Source organism: Duganella vulcania (assembly GCF_009857655.1).
Classification (GTDB): domain Bacteria; phylum Pseudomonadota; class Gammaproteobacteria; order Burkholderiales; family Burkholderiaceae_D; genus Rugamonas; species Rugamonas vulcania.
Window position 1 is genome coordinate 1 of record NZ_WWCX01000100.1, and the last position, 23099, is coordinate 23099.

General features: G+C 67.2%; 13 protein-coding genes and 1 pseudogene. 8 read left to right on the forward strand and 6 right to left on the reverse strand.

Annotation, left to right across the window (positions count from 1 at the left end; genetic code table 11):
* Positions 1 to 458 (forward strand): annotated as a pseudogene (locus GTP90_RS29935) (glycosyltransferase); the annotation flags it as partial.
* 4 nt (positions 459 to 462) lie between these two features.
* Here GTP90_RS29935 and GTP90_RS29940 read toward each other — a convergent pair.
* A complete protein-coding gene (locus GTP90_RS29940; RefSeq protein ID WP_161086940.1) occupies positions 463 to 1026 on the reverse strand; it encodes a PEP-CTERM sorting domain-containing protein in 564 nt (187 codons plus the stop codon).
* A 296-nt stretch (positions 1027 to 1322) separates the two neighbouring features.
* On the opposite strand from GTP90_RS29940, the gene rfbF reads away from it, so the two are divergent.
* Genes rfbF through GTP90_RS29975 form a run of 7 tightly spaced genes read left to right on the forward strand, consistent with a single transcriptional unit; the run spans position 1323 to position 7377 of the window.
* Positions 1323 to 2096 carry a glucose-1-phosphate cytidylyltransferase gene (gene rfbF / locus GTP90_RS29945; RefSeq protein WP_161086941.1) on the forward strand — a complete coding sequence of 258 codons (774 nt, stop codon included), beginning with the start codon at positions 1323 to 1325 and terminating at the stop codon, positions 2094 to 2096.
* Complete coding sequence (gene rfbG / locus GTP90_RS29950) at positions 2093 to 3169, forward strand: CDP-glucose 4,6-dehydratase (protein ID WP_161086950.1); 1077 nt, start codon at positions 2093 to 2095, stop codon at positions 3167 to 3169. The genes rfbF and rfbG overlap by 4 nt, the downstream gene beginning before the upstream one ends.
* A gap of 10 nt (positions 3170 to 3179) precedes the next feature.
* On the forward strand, positions 3180 to 4505 hold the full coding sequence (gene rfbH / locus GTP90_RS29955) for a lipopolysaccharide biosynthesis protein RfbH (protein WP_161086942.1): 1326 nt from the start codon (positions 3180 to 3182) through the stop codon (positions 4503 to 4505).
* A gap of 7 nt (positions 4506 to 4512) precedes the next feature.
* On the forward strand, positions 4513 to 5130 hold the full coding sequence (locus tag GTP90_RS29960) for a class I SAM-dependent methyltransferase (RefSeq protein ID WP_161086943.1): 618 nt from the start codon (positions 4513 to 4515) through the stop codon (positions 5128 to 5130).
* The gene (locus tag GTP90_RS29965; protein WP_161086944.1) at positions 5127 to 5903 is read left to right on the forward strand and encodes a hypothetical protein; all 777 of its coding nucleotides are present in this window, start codon (positions 5127 to 5129) and stop codon (positions 5901 to 5903) included. The genes GTP90_RS29960 and GTP90_RS29965 overlap by 4 nt, the downstream gene beginning before the upstream one ends.
* 5 nt (positions 5904 to 5908) lie before the next feature.
* The gene (gene rfbC / locus GTP90_RS29970) at positions 5909 to 6475 is read left to right on the forward strand and encodes a dTDP-4-dehydrorhamnose 3,5-epimerase (RefSeq protein ID WP_161086945.1); all 567 of its coding nucleotides are present in this window, start codon (positions 5909 to 5911) and stop codon (positions 6473 to 6475) included.
* Positions 6472 to 7377, forward strand: a complete 906-nt coding sequence (locus GTP90_RS29975; protein ID WP_161086946.1) for an NAD-dependent epimerase/dehydratase family protein — start codon at positions 6472 to 6474, stop codon at positions 7375 to 7377. The genes rfbC and GTP90_RS29975 overlap by 4 nt, the downstream gene beginning before the upstream one ends.
* A 16-nt stretch (positions 7378 to 7393) precedes the next feature.
* On the opposite strand, the gene GTP90_RS29980 is transcribed toward GTP90_RS29975, so the two are convergent.
* The 5 genes from GTP90_RS29980 to GTP90_RS30005 form a co-directional block, all read right to left on the reverse strand.
* Positions 7394 to 8179 carry a glycosyltransferase family 2 protein gene (locus GTP90_RS29980; RefSeq protein ID WP_161086947.1) on the reverse strand — a complete coding sequence of 262 codons (786 nt, stop codon included), beginning with the start codon at positions 8177 to 8179 and terminating at the stop codon, positions 7394 to 7396.
* A gap of 19 nt (positions 8180 to 8198) precedes the next feature.
* Entirely contained in the window at positions 8199 to 9566 is a 1368-nt protein-coding gene (locus tag GTP90_RS29985) for an HlyD family type I secretion periplasmic adaptor subunit (RefSeq protein WP_161086948.1), read from the reverse strand.
* Positions 9539 to 11689, reverse strand: a complete 2151-nt coding sequence (locus tag GTP90_RS29990) for a peptidase domain-containing ABC transporter (protein ID WP_161086949.1) — start codon at positions 11687 to 11689, stop codon at positions 9539 to 9541. The genes GTP90_RS29985 and GTP90_RS29990 overlap by 28 nt, the downstream gene beginning before the upstream one ends.
* 205 nt (positions 11690 to 11894) lie before the next feature.
* Positions 11895 to 19817, reverse strand: coding sequence for a beta strand repeat-containing protein (locus GTP90_RS37170; RefSeq protein ID WP_254452115.1), 7923 nt, complete (start codon positions 19815 to 19817; stop codon positions 11895 to 11897).
* Between the two features lie 452 nt (positions 19818 to 20269).
* Positions 20270 to 23099 (reverse strand): beta strand repeat-containing protein (locus GTP90_RS30005; RefSeq protein ID WP_371875148.1); only part of this gene is annotated, 2830 nt, incomplete at its 5' end.

Here is a 23099-nt window from a genome sequence, read left to right on the forward strand (position 1 = left end):
TGCTGAACGGCGACAGCGGCGCGGCGGCCGCCGTGTGCGCGCCGGGCGCGCTGCTGTACAAGCGCGCCGGCATCGGGCCGGCGTTCGGCCATTATCATGAACGTCCCTACCTCGACCGCGCCGACGTCGCCACCGCGCTGAGCGCGCTGGCCGGCGGCGACTATGTCTACCTGCCGCGACCGCTGTCGAGCTACCGCGCCGCGCCGGCCACGCCGCCCACGCCGCTGATCCAACTGGAGGCCGGCATCGAGGCGCTGGAGCTGCTGTTCCAGGCGCGCACGCACGGCCATCGCTTCGAACCGCCGGAACGCTTCCGGCAAATGCTGTCGGCCCGCCTGGCCGAATTGAACACCCTCGTCACCACCCACTACGTCCAGCTGGCGGCCGACGCCGCCCATCGGATCGACGCGCTACAACGCACGATGCGCGTCGGCTACCAGCTGCTGCTGAGCGCCTGAGGCGCTAGGCGCGCTTGCGGCGGGCCGCCAGGCCAAGGACGGCCAGACCGCCCAGCAACATGCCATACGTCTCCGGCTCCGGCACGGCGGCGACCGAGCCCCTGGTGTCGAGGCCGAGCGCGATCGAGCCCTGGCCGCCAGGCACATTGTTTTTCACCACCAGCGCCAGCGAATTGAATTCGCCGGCGACCGCGCCGAAGGTCAGGCTCAGGTGGTTCATCCCGGTGCCGCTGCCCTGGTTGACGTTCCAGTCGCCCACATCCTGGCCGTTGACCAGCACATCCCACTGTACGCTGGCGCCGCTGTTCAGGACGTTCTGGGTGACGTTCAGGTCCAGCTCCAGGCTGGTGGTGCCGAACACGCCGCTGCCCACATAACTTTGCGAGACGGAGTCGCCACGGCTCACCGACCAGAAATAGCCGATTTCAGTCGGCGACAGGGAACCGGTCGACGAAACAACCGTCGAGCTCGATGTCGGGAAACTGAAGCTGTACGTGCTGGCCTGTGCCGAGGCGGCCAACGCAGCACTGATCAAAACAACTGACCGAAGGAAATTCTTAGCTTTCATTTTATCGTTCCTTTTGGGTGAATGATTCAGTATAAAAATTGCACGTCGAAAGTTAATCTTACCCCTCCGCCACGAATATTTTGTTGTAATTTTGTACTTTATATTTCCCATTGTTTTTATCATTGAAGAACCGGCGCAGCCCATGGAAATGGCTATCGACAGCCGGCCGCGCAATAACTGTGGTAAATCGCCATCGCCCGGTCTGTGGCACCAAACAGCCCCTGCTTTTCGTTTAAAATAGCCCGGGCGCAATAGACAATATGGTCTGCGTCAACTCATAACAATCCGGGGATAGCATGAAAGCAGTCATACTGGCTGGTGGACTGGGCACACGGCTCAGCGAAGAGACCACGGTCAAGCCGAAACCGATGGTGGAAATCGGCGGCAAGCCTATCCTGTGGCACATCCTGAAGAGCTATTCCAGCCACGGCATCAACGACTTCGTGATCTGCTGCGGCTACCGCGGCTACGTGATCAAGGAATTCTTCGCCAACTACTTCCTGCACACGTCGGACGTCACCTTCGACCTGCAACAGAACAGCATGGAAGTGCACGAGCGCCACGCCGAACCGTGGCGGGTCACGCTGATCGACACCGGCGCCGACACGCTGACCGGCGGCCGCCTCAAGCGCGTGCGCAAGCACCTTGAAAACGAGGAAGCGTTCTGCTTTACCTACGGCGACGGCGTGGCCGACATCGACATCACCGCCTCGATCGCCTTCCACAAGCAGCACGGCAAGCTGGCCACCATGACGGCGGTGCAGCCGCCCGGCCGCTTCGGCGCGGTCGACATCGACGGCCAGCGCATCGTCAGCTTCATGGAAAAACCGCAGGGCGACGGCGCCTGGATCAATGGCGGCTATTTCGTGCTCTCGCCCAAGGTGATCGACTACGTCAGCGACGACATGACCATCTGGGAAAAAGAGCCGATGGAAAACCTGGCCAAGGACGGCCAGATGGACGCCTACCGCCACCACGGCTTCTGGCAGCCGATGGACACGCTGCGCGACAAGATCCTGCTGGAAGACCTGTGGGAAAGCGGCAAGGCGCCGTGGAAGCGATGGCCATGACGCCCGGTTTCTGGCGCGGCAAGCGTGTATTCCTGACCGGGCACACCGGTTTCAAGGGCAGCTGGCTAAGCCTGTGGCTGCAGCAACTGGGCGCGCACGTCACCGGCTTCGCGCTCGAAGCGCCAAGCCAGCCCAGCCTGTTCGAGACGGCCCAGGTGGCCCACGGCATGACCTCCATCATCGGCGACATCCGCGACGGCGCGGCCCTGCGCGAGGCGATGCTGAAGGCGCGTCCTGAAATCGTCATCCACATGGCGGCGCAGGCGCTGGTGCGCCATTCCTACGCCCATCCGGTGGAGACCTACGCCACCAACGTCATGGGCCTGGTGAACTTCTTTGAAGCGGTGCGCAACACGCCCGGCGTCAAGGCGGTGGTCAACGTCACCAGCGACAAGTGCTACGAGAACAAGGAGTGGGCCTGGGGCTACCGCGAGAACGAGGCCTTCGGCGGCTACGACCCGTACAGCAACAGCAAGGCCTGCGCCGAGCTGGTGACGGCCGGCTACCGCTCGTCCTTCTTCAATCCTGAACAATACGCCGAGCACGGCGTGGCGCTGGCCTCGGGCCGCGCCGGCAACGTGATCGGCGGCGGCGACTGGGCCGAGGACCGCCTGATCCCGGACATGGTGCGCGCCATCGCCGCCGGCAAGCCGGTGCGCATCCGCAGCCCGCACGCGATCCGCCCGTGGCAGCACGTGCTGGAGCCGCTGTCGGGCTACCTGACCTTGGCCGAACACCTGTACCAGCAAGGCGCGGCGTTTGCCGAGGGCTTCAACTTCGGCCCGCACGACATCGACGCCCGTCCGGTCGAATGGATCATCTCGCGCCTGTGCGAGAGCTGGGGCCAGGGCGCCGCCTGGGAACTGGACAGCGCGCCGCAGCCGCACGAGGCGCACTACCTCAAGCTGGACTGCTCCAAGGCCCGCGCGCGCCTGCGCTGGCAGCCGCGCTGGCACCTGGGCCACACCATCGACATGATCGTGGCCTGGCACCAGGCGCACGCCCGGGGCGAGGACATGCGCGCGCTGACGCTGGCGCAGATCGACACCTATCAAAACACCGCACATATCTAAGGCAGCAATCATGAGTGAAGCACAAAGCAAAGAACAACTCCGCGAACAGATCATCAAGCTGGTGGGCGAATACGGCGCGCTGGCCAGCGTGCCCAAGGCCTTCGAACCCGGCGTGACGGTGATCCCGCCGGCCGGCAAGGTGGTGGGCGCGCCGGAAATGGAACTGATGGTCGAAGCCTCGCTGGACGCCTGGCTGACCACCGGCCGCTTCAACGACCAGTTCGAGGCCAAGCTGGCCAAGCTGATCGGCGTGGACTTCCTGATCACCGTGAACTCCGGCTCGTCGGCCAACCTGGTCGCGTTCAACACGCTGACCTCGCCCAAGCTGGGCGCGCGCGCGATCCAGCAGGGCGACGAGGTGATCGGCGTGGCGGCCGGCTTCCCGACCACCGTCAACCCCATCATCCAGTTCGGCGCGGTGCCGGTGTTCGTGGACGTGGAGCTGGGCACCTACAACATCGACGTCACCAAGCTGGAGGCGGCGATCTCGCCCAAGACCAAGGCCATCATGCTGGCCCACACGCTGGGCAACCCGTACAACCTGGACGTCATCACGGCGATCTGCAAGAAGCACAACCTGTGGCTGATCGAGGACTGCTGCGACGCGCTCGGCTCGACCTACCACGGCAAGATGGTCGGCACCTTCGGCGACATCGGCACCATGTCGTTCTACCCGGCGCACCACATCACGATGGGCGAAGGCGGCGCGGTGTTCACCAACAATGCCGAGCTGAAGATGATCGCCGAATCGTTCCGCGACTGGGGCCGCGACTGCTACTGCGCGCCGGGCAAGGACAACACCTGCGGCAAGCGCTTCTGCCAGTGCCTGGGCACGCTGCCGGCCGGCTACGACCACAAGTACACCTACAGCCACCTGGGCTACAACCTCAAGATCACCGACATGCAGGCCGCCTGCGGCCTGGCGCAGATCGACCGCGCACCCGGCTTCATCCAGGCCCGCAAGGACAACTTCGCCTACCTGACCGAGCGCCTGCAATCGTGCGCCGACTTCCTGATCCTGCCGCAGGCCACCGAGCATTCCGACCCGTCGTGGTTCGGCTTCCCGATGACGCTCAAACCGGAGGCCAACGTCTCGCGGGTCGACCTGCTGACCTACCTGGACCAGCACAAGATCGGCACCCGCCTGCTGTTCGCCGGCAACCTGACGCGCCAGCCGTACATGATTGGCCGCAACTACCGCGTCTCGGGCGAGCTGACCAACACCGACCGCGTGATGAACGACACCTTCTGGATCGGCGTGTTCCCCGGCCTGACCCGCGAGATGCTGGACTACGCGGTCGACCGGCTGGAAACCTTCTTCGGCGTGAACTTCTGAGGCTGCCATGAGTCTAGCGGAGGCCGCAACGGCCCACGTCGCGCCGCTGGCCAACCTGCTGCCGCCCAACGCCCGCCTGCTGGTGCAGGCCGGCGCCGGCGACGGCGCGCTGGCGCGCCATTATCACGCCCTCTATCCCGCCTCGTCCCTGCTGGTGGTCGACGCCGACGCGGCCGGCGCCCAGCGCGCGCGCGCCTATGCCGAACGCATCTACCAGGCCGACCTCGACACCGCCGGCCCGGCCTTTTACCAGCAGCTCACCTGGGCCGACGGCTGGATCTTCGACACCACGCTTGAACAGTTCGCGCAGCCGGCGCGGGTGCTGGCGCAGCTGCGCCAGGTGATCCAGTACGACGCCTGCGTGGTGGCGCGCATCGCCAACGGCGCCCACTGGCAGGCGCCGCAGCAGCCGGCGCGCCACCAGCTGGAGATCGGCGCCATGGTGGCGCTGTTCGAGGACAACGGCTTTCGCGTCGTCAACGGCATCCTGCTCAATCCGGGTCCGGTGCCGGCCGACGTGGAGACCGCGCTGCGCCTGCAAGCCCTGCGGACCGGCGTCGCGCCCGAACTGCTGCTGGAGGCGGTGCAGCCGTCCCACTACCTGATCAAGGCCATGCCGGCATGAGCACCATGAACGACACCCTGCACTACTATTGCATCGCCCACGCGCCGTTCGCCTGGCAGATGCCGGACTTCATGACCATGGTCGGTTCCGGCGACTACGTGCCGGAGCGCGGCCTGGCCATGAGCGAGCTGCTGACGCCGGAAAAGGCGCTGGCCAACCGCTACCTGGGCGAATACCTGGCGCTGTTTGAAATCCGCCGCCGCCTGATCGCCGAGAAGGCCACCGGCTTCGTCGGCTTTTGCCACTATCGCCGCTTCGCGCTGACCGAGCCGATCGGCGTGCTGACCGGCTTCAACTACCACGCCCACCCGGACATGCTGGCCAAGGTCAAGCCCGAGCATTTCTACGGCGACGGCAAGACGCCGATCGTGCCGATCTCGGTCACCTTCGCCGGCACCGTGCTGCAGCAATACGAGGCCAACGGCGTAGCGCGCGACATGCTGATGTTCTTCGGCGACGCCATCGATTGCGGCGTGATCACCAACCTGGAGGCGGCCAACTTCCTCAGCAACCCGTCCTTCATCACCGCCCCCACCGTGGCGTACATCCCGGTGCAGTGGTTTGTCGAGATCGTGCACGACCTGGAGCTGGTGATGTCGCGCTACTACCGCCACCACTACGCGCAACGGCCCGGCTACGCCGACCGCAGCATGGCCTTCTGCTGCGAGCGCCTGCAGGCCTTCCTGCTGTCCAAACGCATCGCCGAGTGGGGCGCCGACAAGGTGATCTCGCGCGCGCTGGTGCGGCTGGACGCCGCCTACCCCAACACCTGAACCCCATGAACATTATCCCCACCGCCATCCCCGGCTGCTTCCAGATCATCCCCGATGTCCGCCGCGACGAGCGCGGCAGCTTCGTCAAGGTGTTCCACGAAGAGATCTTCCGCCAGCACGGCCTGGCCACCGATTTCGCCGAGGAGTATTACTCGGCCTCGCGCCGCGGCGTCATCCGCGGCCTGCACTTCCAGACCCCGCCGCACGAACACGCCAAGCTGGTGTACTGCGTGCAGGGCGCGGTGCTGGACGCGGCGGTGGACCTGCGGCGCGGCTCGCCCGCCTACGGCCAGCACATCACGCTGGAGCTGAGCGCGGAGAACGGCCACATGCTGTACCTGCCGGCCGGGCTGGCGCACGGCTTCTGCTCGCTCGGCGAGCCGTCGCTGATGGTGTACAAGGTCACCACCACCTACGCGCCCAACAACGACAGCGGCCTGCTGTGGAACTCGGCCGGCATCCCGTGGCCGGTGCAGGACCCGATCATGTCGCCGCGCGACCGCCAGTTCGCCACGCTGGCGGAGTTCGACTCGCCGTTCGTGTACGACGGCGCCACCGGAGCGCGGGCATGAGCGCGGCCGCACGCCGCGCACTGGTCACCGGCGCTTCCGGCTTTATCGGCGCCGCGCTGACGCGCCGCCTGCTGGCCGACGGCTGGGAAGTCCACCTGCTGCTGCGCGAGGGCTCGGCCACCGCCAGCCTGCCGCCGCCCGGCGAACGGCTGCGCCTGCACCGCCACGACGGCAGCATCAACCAGCTGATCGAGATCATGCGCGCCGCCGCGCCGGAAGCCGTATTCCACCTGGCCTCGCTGTTCCTGGCCACCCACAAGCCGGAAGACATCGAACGCCTGATCACCTCCAACCTGCTGTTTTCCACCCAGCTGGTGGAAGCGATGACGGCCTGCGGCGTGCAGCGCCTGGTCAATACCGGCACCTCGTGGGAGCACTACAGCGGCGCCGGCTACAACCCGGTCTGCCTGTACGCGGCCACCAAGCAGGCCTTCGGCGCGCTGCTGCGCTACTACGTCGAGGCGCACGGCCTGCGCGTGGTCACGCTCAAGCTGTTCGACACCTACGGCGCCGGCGACACCCGGCCCAAGGTGCTGAACCTGCTCAAGCGCCTGGCGCTGGAAGGGGGCACGCTGGAGATGTCGCCCGGCGAGCAACTGGTGGACCTGGTGTATATCGACGACGTCATCGACGCCTACCTGCTGGCCTACCAGCAGCTGGCCGACGGCGTGCAGCTCAACGCGGTGGAGGAATACGGCGTCTCAAGCGGCCATCCGCTGCCGCTGCGCGACATCGCCGCGCTGTACGCGCAGGTCAGCGGCAAGCCGCTGCACATCGTCTGGGGCGGCCGCCCCTACCGCGCGCGCGAGGTGATGGTGCCGTGGCACCACTACAACAGCGTGCCGGGCTGGCGGCCCAAGATGGACCTGCCGCACGGCCTGGCCCTGTTCCATGCCAGCTAGCCAAAAGTAAGCCGGCTTAGAAGTAAGCCAGCTCCAGCACCACGCCGGCGCTGCCCATCAGCGCCTGGCGCGCCAGCCGCGTGGCCATGTTGGGCGCCGGATGCTTGCGGTACAGCTGCAGCATCACGTCGACGATCTGGTCGTCGCGCGAATTCCCCCGCCGCATATTCTCCGGCGCCGTGGCGGCGCTCTTGTGGATCACCACGCCGTCCAGCGGGTGGTGCACCAGCCGCCGCCCGTGCAGCGCGGCCAGCAGGAAATCCCAGTCCTCGTAGATGATCAGGTCGGTCTCGTTGCGCACGCCGGCCAGCACGTCGCGGCGGTAGGCCACGCAGCTGTTGGGAATGCGGTTGCGCACATAGACGCTGTCGCGCGTGACGTCGGCGATCGACACCTTCTGGCCGCCCGGCAGCAGGGCCGGCGGGAACACGGTGCGGTCCTCGTTCTGGATCTGGAAGTCGTGGAACAGCAGCTCCGGCTTGTCCTGCAGCAAGCGCGCCTTCAGCCTGGCCAGGTGGTCGGGCCGGTAGGTGTCGTCGTCGTCGAGGAACAGGATGTATTCGCTGTCGGCGATCGCCAGCCCGAGGTTGCGGCTGGCGGCCGGCCCCGGCTTGCCGCTGCAGCGCAGCACGTAGTCGAAGCGGCCGGCCAGCTGGTTCAGCTGGTTGTACGGCGGCAGGTAGCCGGCCGTGTCGGACACGACCACCACCTTGAAGTCCTGGCAGGTCTGGGCGATCAGCGATTCCAGCGTGCGCGTCAGCAGCAGCGGCCGGTCGTGGGTCGGGATGATGATGGAGAACACGGGCAGCCTCCGCTTCTGGTTAGGGTTCGCGTATCGACTCGTCCATCGCCCGCGTCAGCGGGTACAGCAGGTAGGACATCACCGTGCGGTGTCCCACCACCACCTCGGCCGACACCGTCATGCCCGGCAGCAGCTGGGCGCCCTCGGGCAGCTTCTTGAGCTTGCCGGTGTAGGGAATGCGGCTCAGGTAGTAGGCGTCCAGGCCGCCGCCGTTCTTGTCGGTGGTCTCGCGCTTGAAGGCGTCCTGGCTGATGGTGCGCACCTTGCCCTCCAACATGCCGTGCTGCTGGAACGAGAAGGCGTCGACCTTGATGTGGACCGGCGCGCCCTGCTTGATGTAGCCGATGTCAAGCGAGTCGATCTGCACCTCGGCCTCCAGCTGTGCGCCCAGCGGCACCAGCGTGAACAGCGGCTCGGCCTCGCGCACGATGGAGCCCACCGACAGCTTGCCGATCTCCAGCACCACGCCGTCGGCCGGCGCCACCATCGTGATCGCCTGGTGGCGCTTGTCGGCCTTGGCCAGCTGCTCGTTGATGCCGTCGCGGTCGCGCGTGGCGCTGAGCAGGTCTTCCATGGCCTTCTGGCGCCAGCTCTTGTCGAACGCGGCGCGCTCGGCCTGGGCCGAGGCCAGCTCGCTGGCCATCTCGATCGCCTTGTTGCGCTGCAGGTCCATGTCGCGCTCGACTTCAAGGCGGCGGTCGCGCGCCTCCAGCAGGTGCATCTTGGCGCCGAACTGCTCGGCCATCAGCTGTTCCTGCATCGCTTCCACCTCGCGCAGCGACTTGACGCGCTGGGCCAGGATCTGCTGGTCGTGCTTGTTGGTTTCCAGGCCGGCCTTCAGGCGCGCGATGTTCTGGTCCATCTTGGTCTTCTGCGCCTCGAAGTTGGCCTTGCGCTCGGTCGACAGCTGCGCCTGCAGCAGGCTGTCGGCGCTCGAGCCGCTGCCGGTGACGGCGCCCGGCTGGCCCGCCAGCTCGGCGCGCAGGCCGGCGGCCTGGGTGTTCAGGCTGTCGAGCCGCACGCGCAGCTGCTGCTCGTCGGCGGCGGTGAAGGTCGGGTCCAGCCGCGCCAGCACCTGGCCTTTTTTCACCACCTGGCCGACCCGCACGTCGATGCTCTGGATGATGGAGGTGTCGAGCGGCTGCACCACGATGTTGGGCAGCGGATTGACCAGGCGGCCGTGCGCCACCACGATCTTCTCCACCGGCGACACGCTGGCCCAGACGATGAAGAACACGAAGGCGGCCAGCATCACGTGCAGCGTGAGGCGCACGAACTTGGGCAGCGGGCCGCGCTCGATGGCGTCGGCGTCCGGCAGAAACGCGATTTCGGTTTCGTCCTTGCGGCGGCGCTTGAGGCTTAGAGGTGACTTGTTTGCTGGTTCCATAAGTGCTGGTAAGTGTCGCTACGGGTGAGCAGTTCTTCGTGGCGGCCGGCATCCATCAGCCGGCCCTGTTGCATGACCATGATCTTGTCGGCGTTGACCAGGGTCGACAGGCGGTGCGAGATCATCACCACCGTGCGGCCCACCGCGATGCGCGACAGGTTGCTGATGAAGATGGCCTCCGATTCCGGATCCAGCGCCGAAGCGGCCTCGTCCAGGATCAGGATGCGCGGCTTGGCCACCAGCGTGCGGGCGATCGACAGCCGCTGCTTCTGGCCGCCGGACAGGTTGGAGGCGTTCTCTTCCAGCACGGTGTCGTAGCCCATCGGCAGGCGCTCGATGAACTCGTCGGCGCCGGCCGCGGCGGCCGCCTCGACCAGTTCCTCGAAGGTGGCGTCCGGCTTGGTGACGGACAGGTTCTCGCGCACGGTGCCGCGGAACAGGAAGTTCTCCTGCAACACCACGCCGATCTGGCGGCGCAGGTGCGACAGCTCGATCTCGCGGGCGTCAATGCCGTCAAAACGGACGATGCCTTCCTGCACCGGGTACAGGCCCTGGATCAGCTTGGTCAAGGTGGTCTTGCCGGAGCCGGAGCGGCCGACGATGCCGACCACCGTGCCCGGCTCGATGGTGAAGCGGGCCTTGTCCAGCGCCATCGCCTGCGCGCCCGGATAGCGGAAGGTGACGTCGTCGAAGCGGATCTCGCCCTGCAGCACGGGGCGCAGGCCGTTGGCGCCGGCGCGGCCCTCGGGCGCGCGGTTCATCACCTCGCCCAGCATGCGCACCGACAGCGCGGTTTCCTGGTATTCGTTGACCAGGCCGACGATGGAAATCAACGGTTGCGTGACGCGGCCCGACAGCATCTGGAAGGCGATCAGCGCGCCGACCGACAGGGTGCTGTCGAACACGTCGGCCGCGCCCACCACGATCAGCGTGACCGGCAGCAGCTTGCCGAGGAAGTCGGTGACGGCGTTGCCGGCGATCGAGATCTGGCCGACGCGGAAGTGCATGGTGATGGCCTCGGCCGAGCGCTGGTCCCAGATGCGGCGCTGCGACGGCTCGATCGCCAGCGCCTTGACGGTGCGCATGCCGTGGATGGTTTCCACCAGCATGCCCTGGCGCTGGCCCTCGGCCGAGTACAGCGCGTTGAGGCGGCGCTGGAAGGTCGGCACCATGGCCATCACCACGCCGGCGATCATGCCGGCGAACAGCAGCACGATCATGGCCAGCTTGAACGAGTAGCTGAACAAAATCGGCACGAACACCAGCAGCGCGATCAGGTCCAGCGCGGTGAAGAACAGGCGGCCGGTCAGGAAGCTGCGGATCTTTTCCAGCTGCTGCATGTGGCGCGTGACCACGCCGGCGCTGGTGGTTTCAAAAAAGTCGATCGGCAGCGACAACAGGTGGCTGAACACGCGGCGCGTCAGGCGCATGTCGATCTTGTTGGAGGCGGCCAGGGTCAGCGTCTGGCGCAGGAAGCCGAAGGTGGCGTCAAACACCAGCGCGGCGATGATGCCCACCGCCAGCACCTGCAGCGTGGTCACGCTCTGGTGCGTGAGCACCTTGTCGATCACCAGCTGGAAGAAGATCGGCGAGGCCAGCGCCAGCAGCTGCATGGCGATGGCGGCGATGAAGATGTCGCGGAAGGCCGACTTCTGCTTGAGGATTTCGGGGATGAACCAGCGCAGGCCGAACGGCTGGTTGGGGTCGCTCAACTTGTGCTGGCGTTTGACGAACAGCACGTCGCCATGCCAGCGCTGCTCGAAGTCGGCGCGGCCGACCATCACCACGGCGGCGTTGGGATTGACGGGGTTGAGCACGGCCACCTGGTCCTCGGCGCCGTTTTCTCCGGGCTTGACGCCGACCGCGATCACCATGTTGCCGTCGACCAGGCGCGCCATCAGCGGGAACACGCCGCCCTGCGCCATCAGGCGCGACCAGGTCAGCTTGTCGGCCTTGGCCTTGAGGCCGATGTCGGAGGCGATCCGCAGCAGCGCGCCGGTGCCTGGCTCTTCCGCGCGCAGCGCATAGTCGTCGATCAGGCGTTCAGGATTGATTTGCAGACCGTGATGCTGCGCGATCGCTGTCAGACACTGGATCGCGGTGTGGGGAAATTTATCGTGCATAGGCCTGATGAATGGGTAAGAGCTGGGAAAAGCTTGCATTAGCGCACTATCGTGCCAGCCTTCGGATTCTAACCCAGCAGAGTGTTTCCGGGAGGTTTTTGTGTGGCGCAAACACAGCGCAATTTACCTTGTTGTTCCGCGCATAAAAAAAACGGCAAGGCCCGCAGGCCTTGCCGTTCTTGCTTACGCTATGAAAGCTGCTTGCTTACTTGGCAGCCAGGAAGCCCTGGTGGTTGCCGCTCTGCAGAGCCTTCAGGCGCAGCGCTTCGTCGGTCGCTGCCGAGTTGGTCGTCGCGGTCAGCTTGTTGTCGTAGCTGCTGATCGCGTCGGCCATCGCCGCCACCGCCGTGTTGACGCTGTTCGGCACTTCCAGCTTGGCCGTGGTGGTGGTCGCTGCCGCCGCCGCGTCAAAGCTCGACATCGCCGAGGCCAGGCCGCTCACCGAGGTGGTCAGGCTGGTCGTGGCCGCGCCGGTCTGGAACCAGACGTCCGCTGCCGCGTGGCTGGCGCCGTCGGCGGTCTCGTAGGTCGAGGTGATGCCGACGATGTTGCCGTTGTTGAGCGAGGCGTTCTGCTTGGCGTCCAGGTTCAGCTTGGTGATGCCCAGCGATGCCAGCGATTTGAGCTCGTCGGCCTGGCTGACGCCATCCGCGTTGCCATCGACCCACACACGCAGGTCGCCAAACGCGCTGTCCTTGGCATCGACCACGCCGTCGCCGTTGGTGTCGAGCTCGTTCAGGGCGGTGTAGCCGTTGGTCGCTTTCTGACCGTTGGCCAGCGTGGTGCCCGAACCGAACAGCTCGCCGCCGTCGTTGATGACGCCGTCATGGTTGCGGTCCAGGGCCAGCAGGCCGTCGCCGCCGCCCACCCAGCCGGTGTTGACCTTGGTGCCGTTGGCGTTCAGGTCGAAGTTCACGCCAGCCGACAGGCCCAGGGTGGTGATGCCGTCGTTGTTCAGGTCCAGCACGATCGGCGTACCCAGTGGCGAAGGCAGCGCCGCGATCTGGTCGGTCGTCAGGCCCGGTACCTGGGCGCTGGTGATCGCGCAGACTTGCTGGCTGTTCAACGAGTGGATCTGGTCGGTCGTCAGCGCGCGGATCTGGGTGGTGCTCAGGGCCGCGATGGCGTTGGTTTTCAGGCCCGCCAGGTCGGCGGTCTCGATGGCCACGATCTGGTTGGTCGACAGCGCCTTGACCTGGTTGGAGCTCAGCACCGCGACCTGCTGGCTCGACAGCGCGACGATCTGGTCGGTCGTCAGCGCGGCCACCTGGGCGGTCTGCAGGGCAGCAAACACCGAGGTCTTCAGCACGGAGACGTCTTCCGTGCCCAGCGCGGCGATGTCGTTGGTGGTCAGCGCGCTCACTTGCGCCGTGCTCAACACCGCGACCTGGGACGTGGTCAGCGCCACCACCTGGTCGGTGCTCAGCGCCGACGACAGGTTGGCGGTGCTCAGGGCCATGACCTGGGCGGTGGTCAGCGCCGCCACCTGGTCGGTGGTCAGCGAGGCCACTTGGGCCGAACGCAGCGTGGCGATGATCGAGGTCTTCAGCGCGCCGAGGTCGGCCGTTTCAATCGCGGCGATGGCGCCGGTGGTCAGCGCGTTCACTTGCGCCGTGCTCAGGGCACCCAGTTGCAGCGAGGTCATCGCCACCACCTGGTCGGTGGTCAGGCCGGAGGCCAGGTTGGCGGTGCTCATCGCGGCGATCTGGGCGGTGCCCAGCGCGCCGATCTGGTCGGTCGTCAGCACGGCCACTTCGGCGGTGCGCAGCGCGGCGATCGCGGCGGTTTTCAGCGAACCGATGTCAGCCGTCTCGATGGCGGCGATGGCGGCGGTGCCCATCGTGCTCACCTGCAGGCTGGTCAGCGCGCCGATCTGGCCGGCGGTCAACGCCACCACCTGGTCGGTGGTCAGCGCGGACGCCTGGTTGGTCGACAGGGCGCCGATGACCGAGGTCTTCAGTGCGCCAATGTCGGCGGTCTCGATCGCGGCGATGTCGTTGGTCGACAGCGCGGCCACCTGGGCCGAGCTCAGCGCGCCGATCTGCAGCGAGCTCAGTGCCACCACCTGGTCGGTGGTCAGCGCCTGCATGTTGGCGGTGGTGATCGCGGCGACTTGGTTGGTGGTCAGGCTGGACAACTGGTCGGTGGTCAGCGAGGCCAGCTGCGCGGTCTTGAGCGAAGCGATGATCGAAGTCTTCAGGCCGATGATGTCGGCCGTCTCGATGGCCGCCACGTCGCCGGTCGACAGCGCGCTGAACTGGTTGGAGCTCAGGGCGCCCAGCTGGGCCGAGCTCATCGCCACGACCTGGTCGGTGGTCAGGCCGGAGGCCAGGTTGGCGGTGGTCAGCGCGGCGACCTGGGCGGTGCTCAGCGTGAAGATCTGGTCGGTGGTCAGCGCGGCGGTCTGCTGCGTGGTCATGGCGCCGATGGCCGAGGTCTTCAGCGCGCCGAGGTCGGCCGTCTCGATGGCGGCGATCTGGCCGCTGCTCATCGCGGCGATCTGGGCGCTGGTGAGCGCGCCGATCTGGCCCGAGCCCAGTGCCACCACCTGGTCGGTGGTCAGCGCCTTGGCTTGGCTGGTCGACAGGCCGGCGATGGCCGAGGTCTTGAGCGCACCGATGTCGCCGGTTTCAATGGCGGCGATATCGTTGGTCGACATCGCGGCCACCTGGGCCGAGTTCAGCGCGCCGATCTGCAGCGAGCCCAGTGCCACCACCTGGTCGGTGGTCAGCGCCTGGATGTTGGCGGTGGTGATCGCGGCGACCTGGCCGGTGGTCAGGCTGGACAACTGGTCGGTGGTCAGCGAGGCCAGCTGCGCGGTCTTCAGCGAAGCGATGATCGAGGTCTTCAGGCCGACGATGTCGGCGGTCTCGATGGCCGCGATGTCGCCGGTCGACAGCGCGCCGAACTGGTTGGAGCTCAGGGCGCCGAACTGGGCCGAGCTCATCGCCACGATCTGGTCGGTGGTCAGGCCGGACGCCAGGTTGGCGGTGGTCAGCGCGCCGACCTGGGCGGTGCTCAGCGCGACGATCTGGTCGGTGGTCAGCGCGGCGGTCTGCTGCGTGGTCATGGCGCCGATGGCCGAGGTTTTCAACGCGCCGAGGTCGGCCGTTTCAATCGCGGCGATCTGGCCGCTGCTCATCGCGGCGATCTGGGCGCTGGTGAGCGCGCCGATCTGGCCCGAGCCCAGCGCGACGACCTGGTCGGTGGTCAGCGCCTTGGCCTGGTTGGTCGACAGGCCGGCAATGGCCGAGGTCTTGAGCGCGCCGATGTCGCCGGTCTCGATCGCGGCGATGTCCAGCGTGCTCATCGCGGCCACTTGTGCCGAGCTCAGCGCGCCGATCTGCAGCGAGCCCAGTGCCACCACCTGGTCGGTGGTCAGCGCCTGGATGTTGGCGGTGGTGATCGCGGCGATCTGGCCGGTGGTCAGGCTGGACAACTGGTCGGTGGTCAGCGAGGCCAGCTGCGCGGTCTTGAGCGAAGCGATGATCGAAGTCTTCAGGCCGACAATGTCGGCGGTCTCGATGGCCGCGATGTCGCCGGTCGACAAGGCGCTGAACTGGTTGGAGCTCAGGGCGCCCAGCTGGTTCGAGCTCATCGCGACGATCTGGTCGGTGGTCAGGCCCGACGCCAGGTTGGCGGTGGTCAGCGCGGAGACCTGGGCGGTGCTCAGCGCGACGATCTGGTCGGTGGTCAGCGCGGCGGTCTGCTGCGTGGTCATGGCGCCGATGGCCGACGTTTTCAACGCGCCAAGGTCGGCGGTCTCGATGGCGGCGATCTGGCCGCTGCTCATCGCGGCGATCTGGGCGCTGGTGAGCGCGCCGATCTGGCCCGAGCCCAGCGCGACCACCTGGTCGGTGGTCAGGGCCTTGGCCTGGCTGGTCGACAGGCCGGCGATGGAGGAGGTCTTGAGCGAACCGATGTCGCCGGTTTCAATGGCGGCGATGTCGTTGGTCGACAGCGCGGCCACCTGGGCCGAGCTCAGCGCGCCGATCTGCAGCGAGCCCAGCGCGACGATCTGGTCGGTGGTCAGCGCCTGCATGTTGGCGGTGGTGATGGCGGCAATCTGGCCGGTGGTCAGGCTGGACAGCTGGTCGGTGGTCAGCGAGGCCAGCTGCGCGGTCTTGAGCGAAGCGATGATCGAGGTCTTCAGGCCGACAATGTCGGCGGTCTCGATGGCCGCGATGTCGCCGGTCGACAAGGCGCTGAACTGGTTGGTGCTCAGGGCGCCCAGCTGGTTCGAGCTCATCGCCACGATCTGGTCGGTGGTCAGGCCGGAAGCCAGGTTGGCGGTGGTCAGCGCGGAGACCTGGGCGGTGGCCAGCGCGACGATCTGGTCGGTGGTCAGCGCGGCGGTCTGCTGCGTGGTCATGGCGCCGATGGCCGACGTTTTCAGCGAGCCGATGTCGGCCGTTTCGATGGCGGCGATCTGGCCGCTGCTCATCGCGGCGACCTGGGCGCTGGTGAGCGCGCCAACCTGGCCGGCGCCCAGCGCGACCACCTGGTCGGTGGTCAGGGCCTTGACCTGGTTGGTCGACAGGCCGGCGATGGCCGAGGTCTTGAGCGCGCCAATGTCGCCGGTTTCAATGGCGGCGATGTCGTTGGTCGACAGCGCGGCCACCTGGGCCGAGCTGAGCGCGCCCACTTGCAGCGAGCCCAGCGCGACGATCTGGTCGGTGGTCAGCGCCTGCATGTTGGCGGTGGTGATGGCGGCGATCTGGCCGGTGGTCAGGCTGGACAACTGGTCGGTGGTCAGCGAGGCCAGCTGCGCGGTCCTGAGCGAGGCGATGATCGAGGTCTTCAGGCCGACAATGTCGGCGGTCTCGATGGCGGCCACGTCACCGGTCGACAGCGCGTTGAACTGCGCGGTGCTGAGCGCGCCCAGCTGGTTCGAGCTCATCGCCACGATCTGGTCGGTGGTCAAGCCCGACGCCAGGTTGGCGGTGGTCAGCGCGGAGACCTGGGCGGTGCTCAGCGCGACGATCTGGTCGGTGGTCAGCGCGGCGGTCTGCTGCGTGGTCATGGCGCCGATGGCCGAGGTTTTCAACGAGCCGATGTCGGCCGTTTCGATGGCGGCGATCTGGCCGCTGCTCATCGCGGCGACCTGGGCGCTGGTGAGCGCGCCGACCTGGCCGGCGCCCAGCGCAACCACCTGGTCGGTGGTCAGGGCCTTGGCCTGGTTGGTCGACAGGCCGGCGATGGCCGAGGTTTTCAGTGCGCCGATGTCGCCGGTTTCAATGGCGGCGATGTCGTTGGTCGACAGCGCGGCCACCTGGGCCGAGCTCAGCGCGCCCACTTGCAGCGAGCTCAGCGCGACGATCTGGTCGGTGGTCAGCGCCTGCATGTTGGCGGTGGTGATGGCGGCGACCTGGTTGGTGGTCAGGCTGGACAACTGGTCGGTGGTCAGCGAGGCCAGCTGCGCGGTCTTCAGCGAAGCGATGATCGAGGTCTTCAGGCCGACGATGTCGGCGGTCTCGATGGCGGCGATGTCGCCGGTCGACAGCGCGTTGAACTGCGCGGTGCTCAGGGCGCCCAGCTGGTTCGAGCTCATCGCGACGATCTGGTCGGTGGTCAGGCCCGAAGCCAGGTTGGCGGTGGTCAGCGCGGCGACCTGGGCGGTGCTCAGCGCGACGATCTGGTCGGTGGTCAGCGCGGCGGTCTGCTGCGTGGTCATGGCGCCGATGGCCGACGTTTTCAGCGCGCCAATGTCGGCGGTTTCGATGGCGGCGATCTGGCCGCTGCTCATCGCGGCGACCTGGGCGCTGGTGAGCGCACCGACCTGGCCCGAGCCCAGCGCGACCACCTGGTCGGTGGTCAGGGCCTTGGCCTGGTTGGTCGACAGGCCGGCGATGGCCGAGGTCTTGAGCGAACCGATGTCGCCGGTTTCAATGGCGGCGATGTCGTTGGTCGACAGCGCGGCCACCTGGGCCGAGCTCAGCGCGCCCACTTGCAGCGAACCCAGCGCGACGATCTGGTCGGTGGTCAGCGCCTGCATGTTGGCGGTGGTGATGGCGCTGATCTGGTTGGTGGTCAGGCTGGACAACTGGTCGGTGGTCAGCGAGGCCAGCTGCGCGGTCTTCAGCGAGGCGATGATCGAGGTCTTCAGGCCGACAATGTCGGCGGTCTCGATGGCCGCGATGTCGCCGGTCGACAAGGCGCTGAACTGGCTGGTGCTCAGGGCGCCCAGCTGGTTCGAGCTCATCGCCACGATCTGGTCGGTGGTCAGGCCCGACGCCAGGTTGGCGGTGGTCAGCGCGGAGACCTGGGCGGTGCTCAGGGCCACGATCTGGTCGGTGGTCAGCGCGGCGGTCTGCTGCGTGGTCATGGCGCCGATGGCCGAGGTCTTCAGCGCGCCGATGTCGGCGGTTTCGATGGCGGCGATCTGGCCGCTGCTCATCGCGGCGACCTGGGCGCTGGTGAACGCGGCAACCTGGCCCGAGCCCAGCGCGACGACCTGGTCGGTGGTCAGCGCCTTGGCCTGGTTGGTCGACAGGCCGGCGATGGCCGAGGTCTTGAGCGCGCCGATGTCGGCCGTTTCAATGGCGGCGATGTCGTTGGTCGACAGCGCGGCCACCTGGGCCGAGCTCAGCGTGCTGACTTGCAGCGAGGTCAGCGCGACGATCTGGTCGGTGGTCAGCGCCTGCATGTTGGCGGTGGTGATGGCGCTGATCTGGTTGGTGGTCAGGCTGGACAACTGGTCGGTGGTCAGCGAGGCCAGCTGTGCGGTCTTCAGCGAAGCGATGATCGAGGTCTTCAGGCCGACGATGTCGGCCGTGCCGATGGCGGCCACGTCGCCGGTCGTCAGCGCGCCGAACTGGGCGGTGCTCAACGCGCCCAGCTGGTTGGAGTTCAGCGCGACGACCTGGTCGGTGGTCAGGCCCGACGCCAGGTTGGCGGTGGTCAGCGAGGCGATCTGGGCGGTGCTCAGCGCGCCGATCTGGTCGGTGGTCAGCGCGGCGGTCTGCTGCGTGGTCATGGCGCCAATGGCCGACGTTTTCAGTGCGCCGATGTCGGCCGTTTCAATGGCGGCGATCTGGCCGCTGCTCATCGCGGCGACCTGGGCGCTGGTGAGCGCGCCGATCTGGCCCGACGCCAGTGCGACGATCTGGTCGGTGGTCAGCGCCTTGGCCTGGTTGACCGACAGCGCGGCGATGGCCGAGGTCTTGAGCGCGCCGATGTCGGCGGTTTCAATGGCGGCGATGTCGTTGGTCGACAGCGCGGCCACCTGGGCCGAGCTCAGCGCGCTCACTTGCTGCGAGCTCAGCGACACGATCTGGTCGGTGGTCAGCGCCTGCAGGCTGGCGGTGGTGATGGCGGCGATCTGGCTGGTGGTCAGGTTGGACAGCTGGTCGGTGGTCAGCGCCGCCAGCTGGGCGGTCTTGAGCGTGGCGATGATGCTGGTCTTGAGCGCGACCAGGTCGCCGGTCTCGATGGCGGCCACGGCGTTGGTGCCCAGCGCGTTGAACTGGTTGCTGCTCAACTGCGACAGCTGGTTGGCGCTCATCGCGACAACCTGGTTGGTGGTCAGGCCGGACGCCAGGTCGGCCGTGCTCAGCGCGGCCACCTGGCCGGTGGTCAGGCTGGTGATCTGGTCGGTGCTCAGCGAGGTGAACTGGGCGGTGGTCAGCGCGGCGATGGCGGAGGTCTTGATGGCGACCAGGTCGGCCGAACCGAGCGCGGTGACGGCGCCGGTGCTCAGGCCCATCACCTGGGTGCTGGTCAGTGCGGCGGCCTGGGCGGTGGTCAGCGCGACGATCTGGTCGGTCGTGACCGCGGCCATCTGGCTGGTGCTGATGCCGGCGATGGTGGCGGTGCGCAGCGCGGCGAAGTCCGCCGTTTCCAGCGCGACGATCGATTCGGTGGCCAGCGCGTTGAACTGGGCGGAGTTCAGCACGCCGACCTGGGTAGCGGTCAGCGCGACCACCTGGTCGGTGGTCAGGCCCACCGTCAATTGCTTGGTGGTCAGGGCGGCGATCTGGATGGTGGTCAGCGCGGCGGTCTGGTCCGTGGTGAGCGCGCGGGTCTGAGCCGAATTGAGCGCAACAATATCAGAAGTCGCGAGCGCAGCAATTGTTTGGGTCGACAGAGCTGCGATCTGGTCGGTACTCATGCTTGTTACGAGGCTCATTTCCATTCTCCTTGGGGCGCTGCACAGTTCTAGACGGACGAAGGTTGGAGCCCATAGGGACCATTCCCCCGGCTCCAACATCAAATTTGGTATTACTTGCGATTTTGCTACGGAATTGCTTGAGTTAAACGCGAGAAAAGCGCCGGACTTTAGTTCTTAACGTCAATATCCCAACCAACTTTAGGATACCAGCCCTAGGATTTTTCCTACCGTTAACATTTTTATTGCTTGGCACCATCACATAGTCTGGGTTTATCGGTGACGACAAGCCCTGCGGCGGCAGCCGTCCTGAACGTACAAAGCGACAAATTTACTGATGGCATTAAAATTTTTTGTTTACTACGCGCAACGCATATGCGCTTCACAACACTTGCATTTCACTACGAAAATCAGGGGCAGAGGGCAAAACGGCAGGGCCTAAGCCCTGCCGTTTTGCCGTACCGCGGTGTGTCTTACTTGGCCGGCGAGGCCAGGAAGCCGTGTCCGCCCTGTGCTTGCAGCGCTTTCAGGCGCAGCTCGCTGTCGGTGGCGGCCTGGGTCTCGGCGCCCAGCGGCTTGTCGCTGAACTGCTTGATGGCGTCGGCCATCTGCGCGACGTTGCTGCCGACCGCGCCTGGCAGGTCCAGCTTGGCGGTGGCCGGCGCCGCCGCGGCGTTGCCGGCGAAGCTGGCCAGCGCCTGGGCCAGGCCGCTGACGTTGCCGCTGACGCTGCTGGTCGGCGTGGTGGCGAACCACACGTCGGCCGCGGCGTGGGTGGCGCCGTCGGCGGTCTCGAAGGTCGAGCTCAGACCCAGGATGTTGCCGTTGTTGACGGTGCCGTCCTGCTTGACGTCCAGGTTCAGCTTGGTGATGCCCAGCGCTTGCAGCGACTTGAGCTCGTCGGCCTGGCTGACGCCGTCGGCGTTGCCGTCGACCCAGACGCGCAGGTCGGCGAAGGCGGCATCCTTGGCGTCAACCACGCCGTCGCCGTTGGTGTCGAGCTCGGCCATGGCCTGGTAGCCGTTGGCGGCCTTCTGGCCGTTGGCCAGCGTGGTGCCCGAACCGAACAGCTCGCCGCCGTCGTTGATGACGCCGTCGTGGTTGCGGTCCAGCGCCAGCAGGCCGTCGCCGCCGGCGGTCCAGCCGGTGTTGACTTTATGGCCGTTGGCCAGCAGGTCGAACTGCACGCCCTGGCCCAGTGCGGTGGTCTGCACGCCGTCGCCGTTCAGGTCCAGCGCGATCGGGGTCAGGAAGGACAACGCACGGGTCTGGTCGGTGCTCAGCGCGTGCTGCTGGTCGGTGGTCATCGCGTGGATCTGCACCGAGGTCAGCGCGTGCACCTGGTTGGTGCTCATCGCGGCGAATTCGGCGGTGCGCAGGCTGACGATCTGACGGGTGGTCAGCGCGGCGATCGCGGTGGTGCTCAGTGCCGCGAAGTCGGACGTGTCGAGCGCGGCCAGGGCGTTGGTCGACAGGCCCACCACTTGCGCGGTGGTCAGCGCCACCAGCTGGTTCGAGGTCAGCGCCACACCCTGGTCGGAGCTCAGCACACCCAGCTGGGCGGCGGTCAGCGCGGCGATCTCGGTGGTCGAGAAGGCGGCCACGCTGGCGGTCGCCAACGCGGCGACGTTGCGGGTCGACAGCGCGGTCACTTGCTGTGCGCTCAGCGAGGCGGCCTGGCTGGTGGTCAGCGCGCCGATCTGGCTGGTGGACAGGCCGCTGGCGAAGGCCGCGGTCGACAGCGCGGCGATCTGCGCGGTCGTCAACACGCTGACCTGGGCGGTGGTCAGGCCGGCCAGCTGGCTGGTGCGCAGCGCGGCCATGTCGGCGGTGGACAGGCCGGCCAGGTCGGCGGTCTCGATCGCGCCGATGCTGGTGGAGCTCAGCGACACCACCTGCGCGGTGCCCAGCGCGGCCACCTGGGCCGAGGTCAGGGCGACCACCTGGTTGGTGCTCAGGGCGGCGATGCCGCCGGTGCTCAGCGCGGCGATCGAGGCGGTGGCCATCGAGGTCACCTGGCCGGTGGTCAGGGCCGATACCTGGGCGGTGCTCAGCGCGGCGATGGACGCCACCTTGAACGCCGACAGGTCGGCCGTTTCCAGCGCGGCGATGTCGTTGGTGCTCAGCGCGGCCACTTGCGCGGTGCTCAGCGCGGCGGCTTCGTTGGTGGTCAGCGCCACGACCTGGTTGGTGGTCAGGGCCTTGACCTGGTTGACGCTCAGCGCGGCGATCGCGTTGGTCGACAGCGCGGCGAAGTCCGAGGTTTCCAGCGCGGCCACACCGTTGGTGGTCAGGCCGGCCACTTGCGCGGCGCTCAGCACGCTGGCCTGGCCGGTGGTCAGGGCAACGATCTGGTTGGTGGTCAGGCCGGACACGGCGGCGGTGGTCAGCGCGACGATCTGGTTGGTCGACAGCGCGCCCACCTGGTCGGTGGTCAGGCCGGCCAGCTGGTTGCTGCGCAGCGCGGCGATGTCACCGGTCGACAGGCCGGCCAGGTCGGCGGTCTGGATCGCGCCGATGGCGTTGCTCGACAGAGCGGCCACTTGCGCGGTGCCCAGGCTGTTGATCTGGCTCGAGCTCAGCGCGACAACCTGGTTGGTGCTCAGCACCGAGATGGCGGCCGTGCCCAGCGCGGCGATCGAGGCGGTGGCCAGCGAGGCGACCTGGCCGGTGGTCAGCGCGCTCACTTGCGCGGTGCTCAGGATGGCGATGGCGGCCACCTTGATGGCCGACAGGTCGGCCGTTTCCAGCGCGGCGATGTCGTTGGTCGACAGCGCGGCCACTTGCGCGGTGCCCAGCGCGGCGGCTTCGTTGGTGGTCAGCGCGACAACCTGGTTGGTGGTCAGGGCCTTGACCTGGTTGGCGCTCAGCGCGGCGATCGCGTTGGTCGACAAGGCGGCGAAGTCGTTGGTTTCCAGCGCGGCGATGCCGTTGGTGCTCAGGCCGGCGGCCTGGGCGGCGGTCAGCGCGCTGGCCTGGCCGGTGGTCAGGGCGACGATCTGGTTGGTGCTCAGGGCGCCCACTTGAGCCGAGCTCAGCGCGGCGAACTGGTTGGTCGACAGCGCGGCAACCTGGTCGGTCGAGAGGCCGGCCAGCTGGCTGGTGCGCAGCGCGGCGATGTCGCCGGTCGACAGGCCCGACAGGTCGGCGGTTTCAATCGCGCCGATGCTGTTGGAGCTCAGCGCGGCCACTTGCGCGGTGCTCATGCTGGCGATCTGGCCCGAGGTCAACGCGACCACCTGGTTGGTGCCCAGGGCGGCGATGCCGCCGGTGCTCAGCGCGGCGATCGAGGCGGTGGCCAGC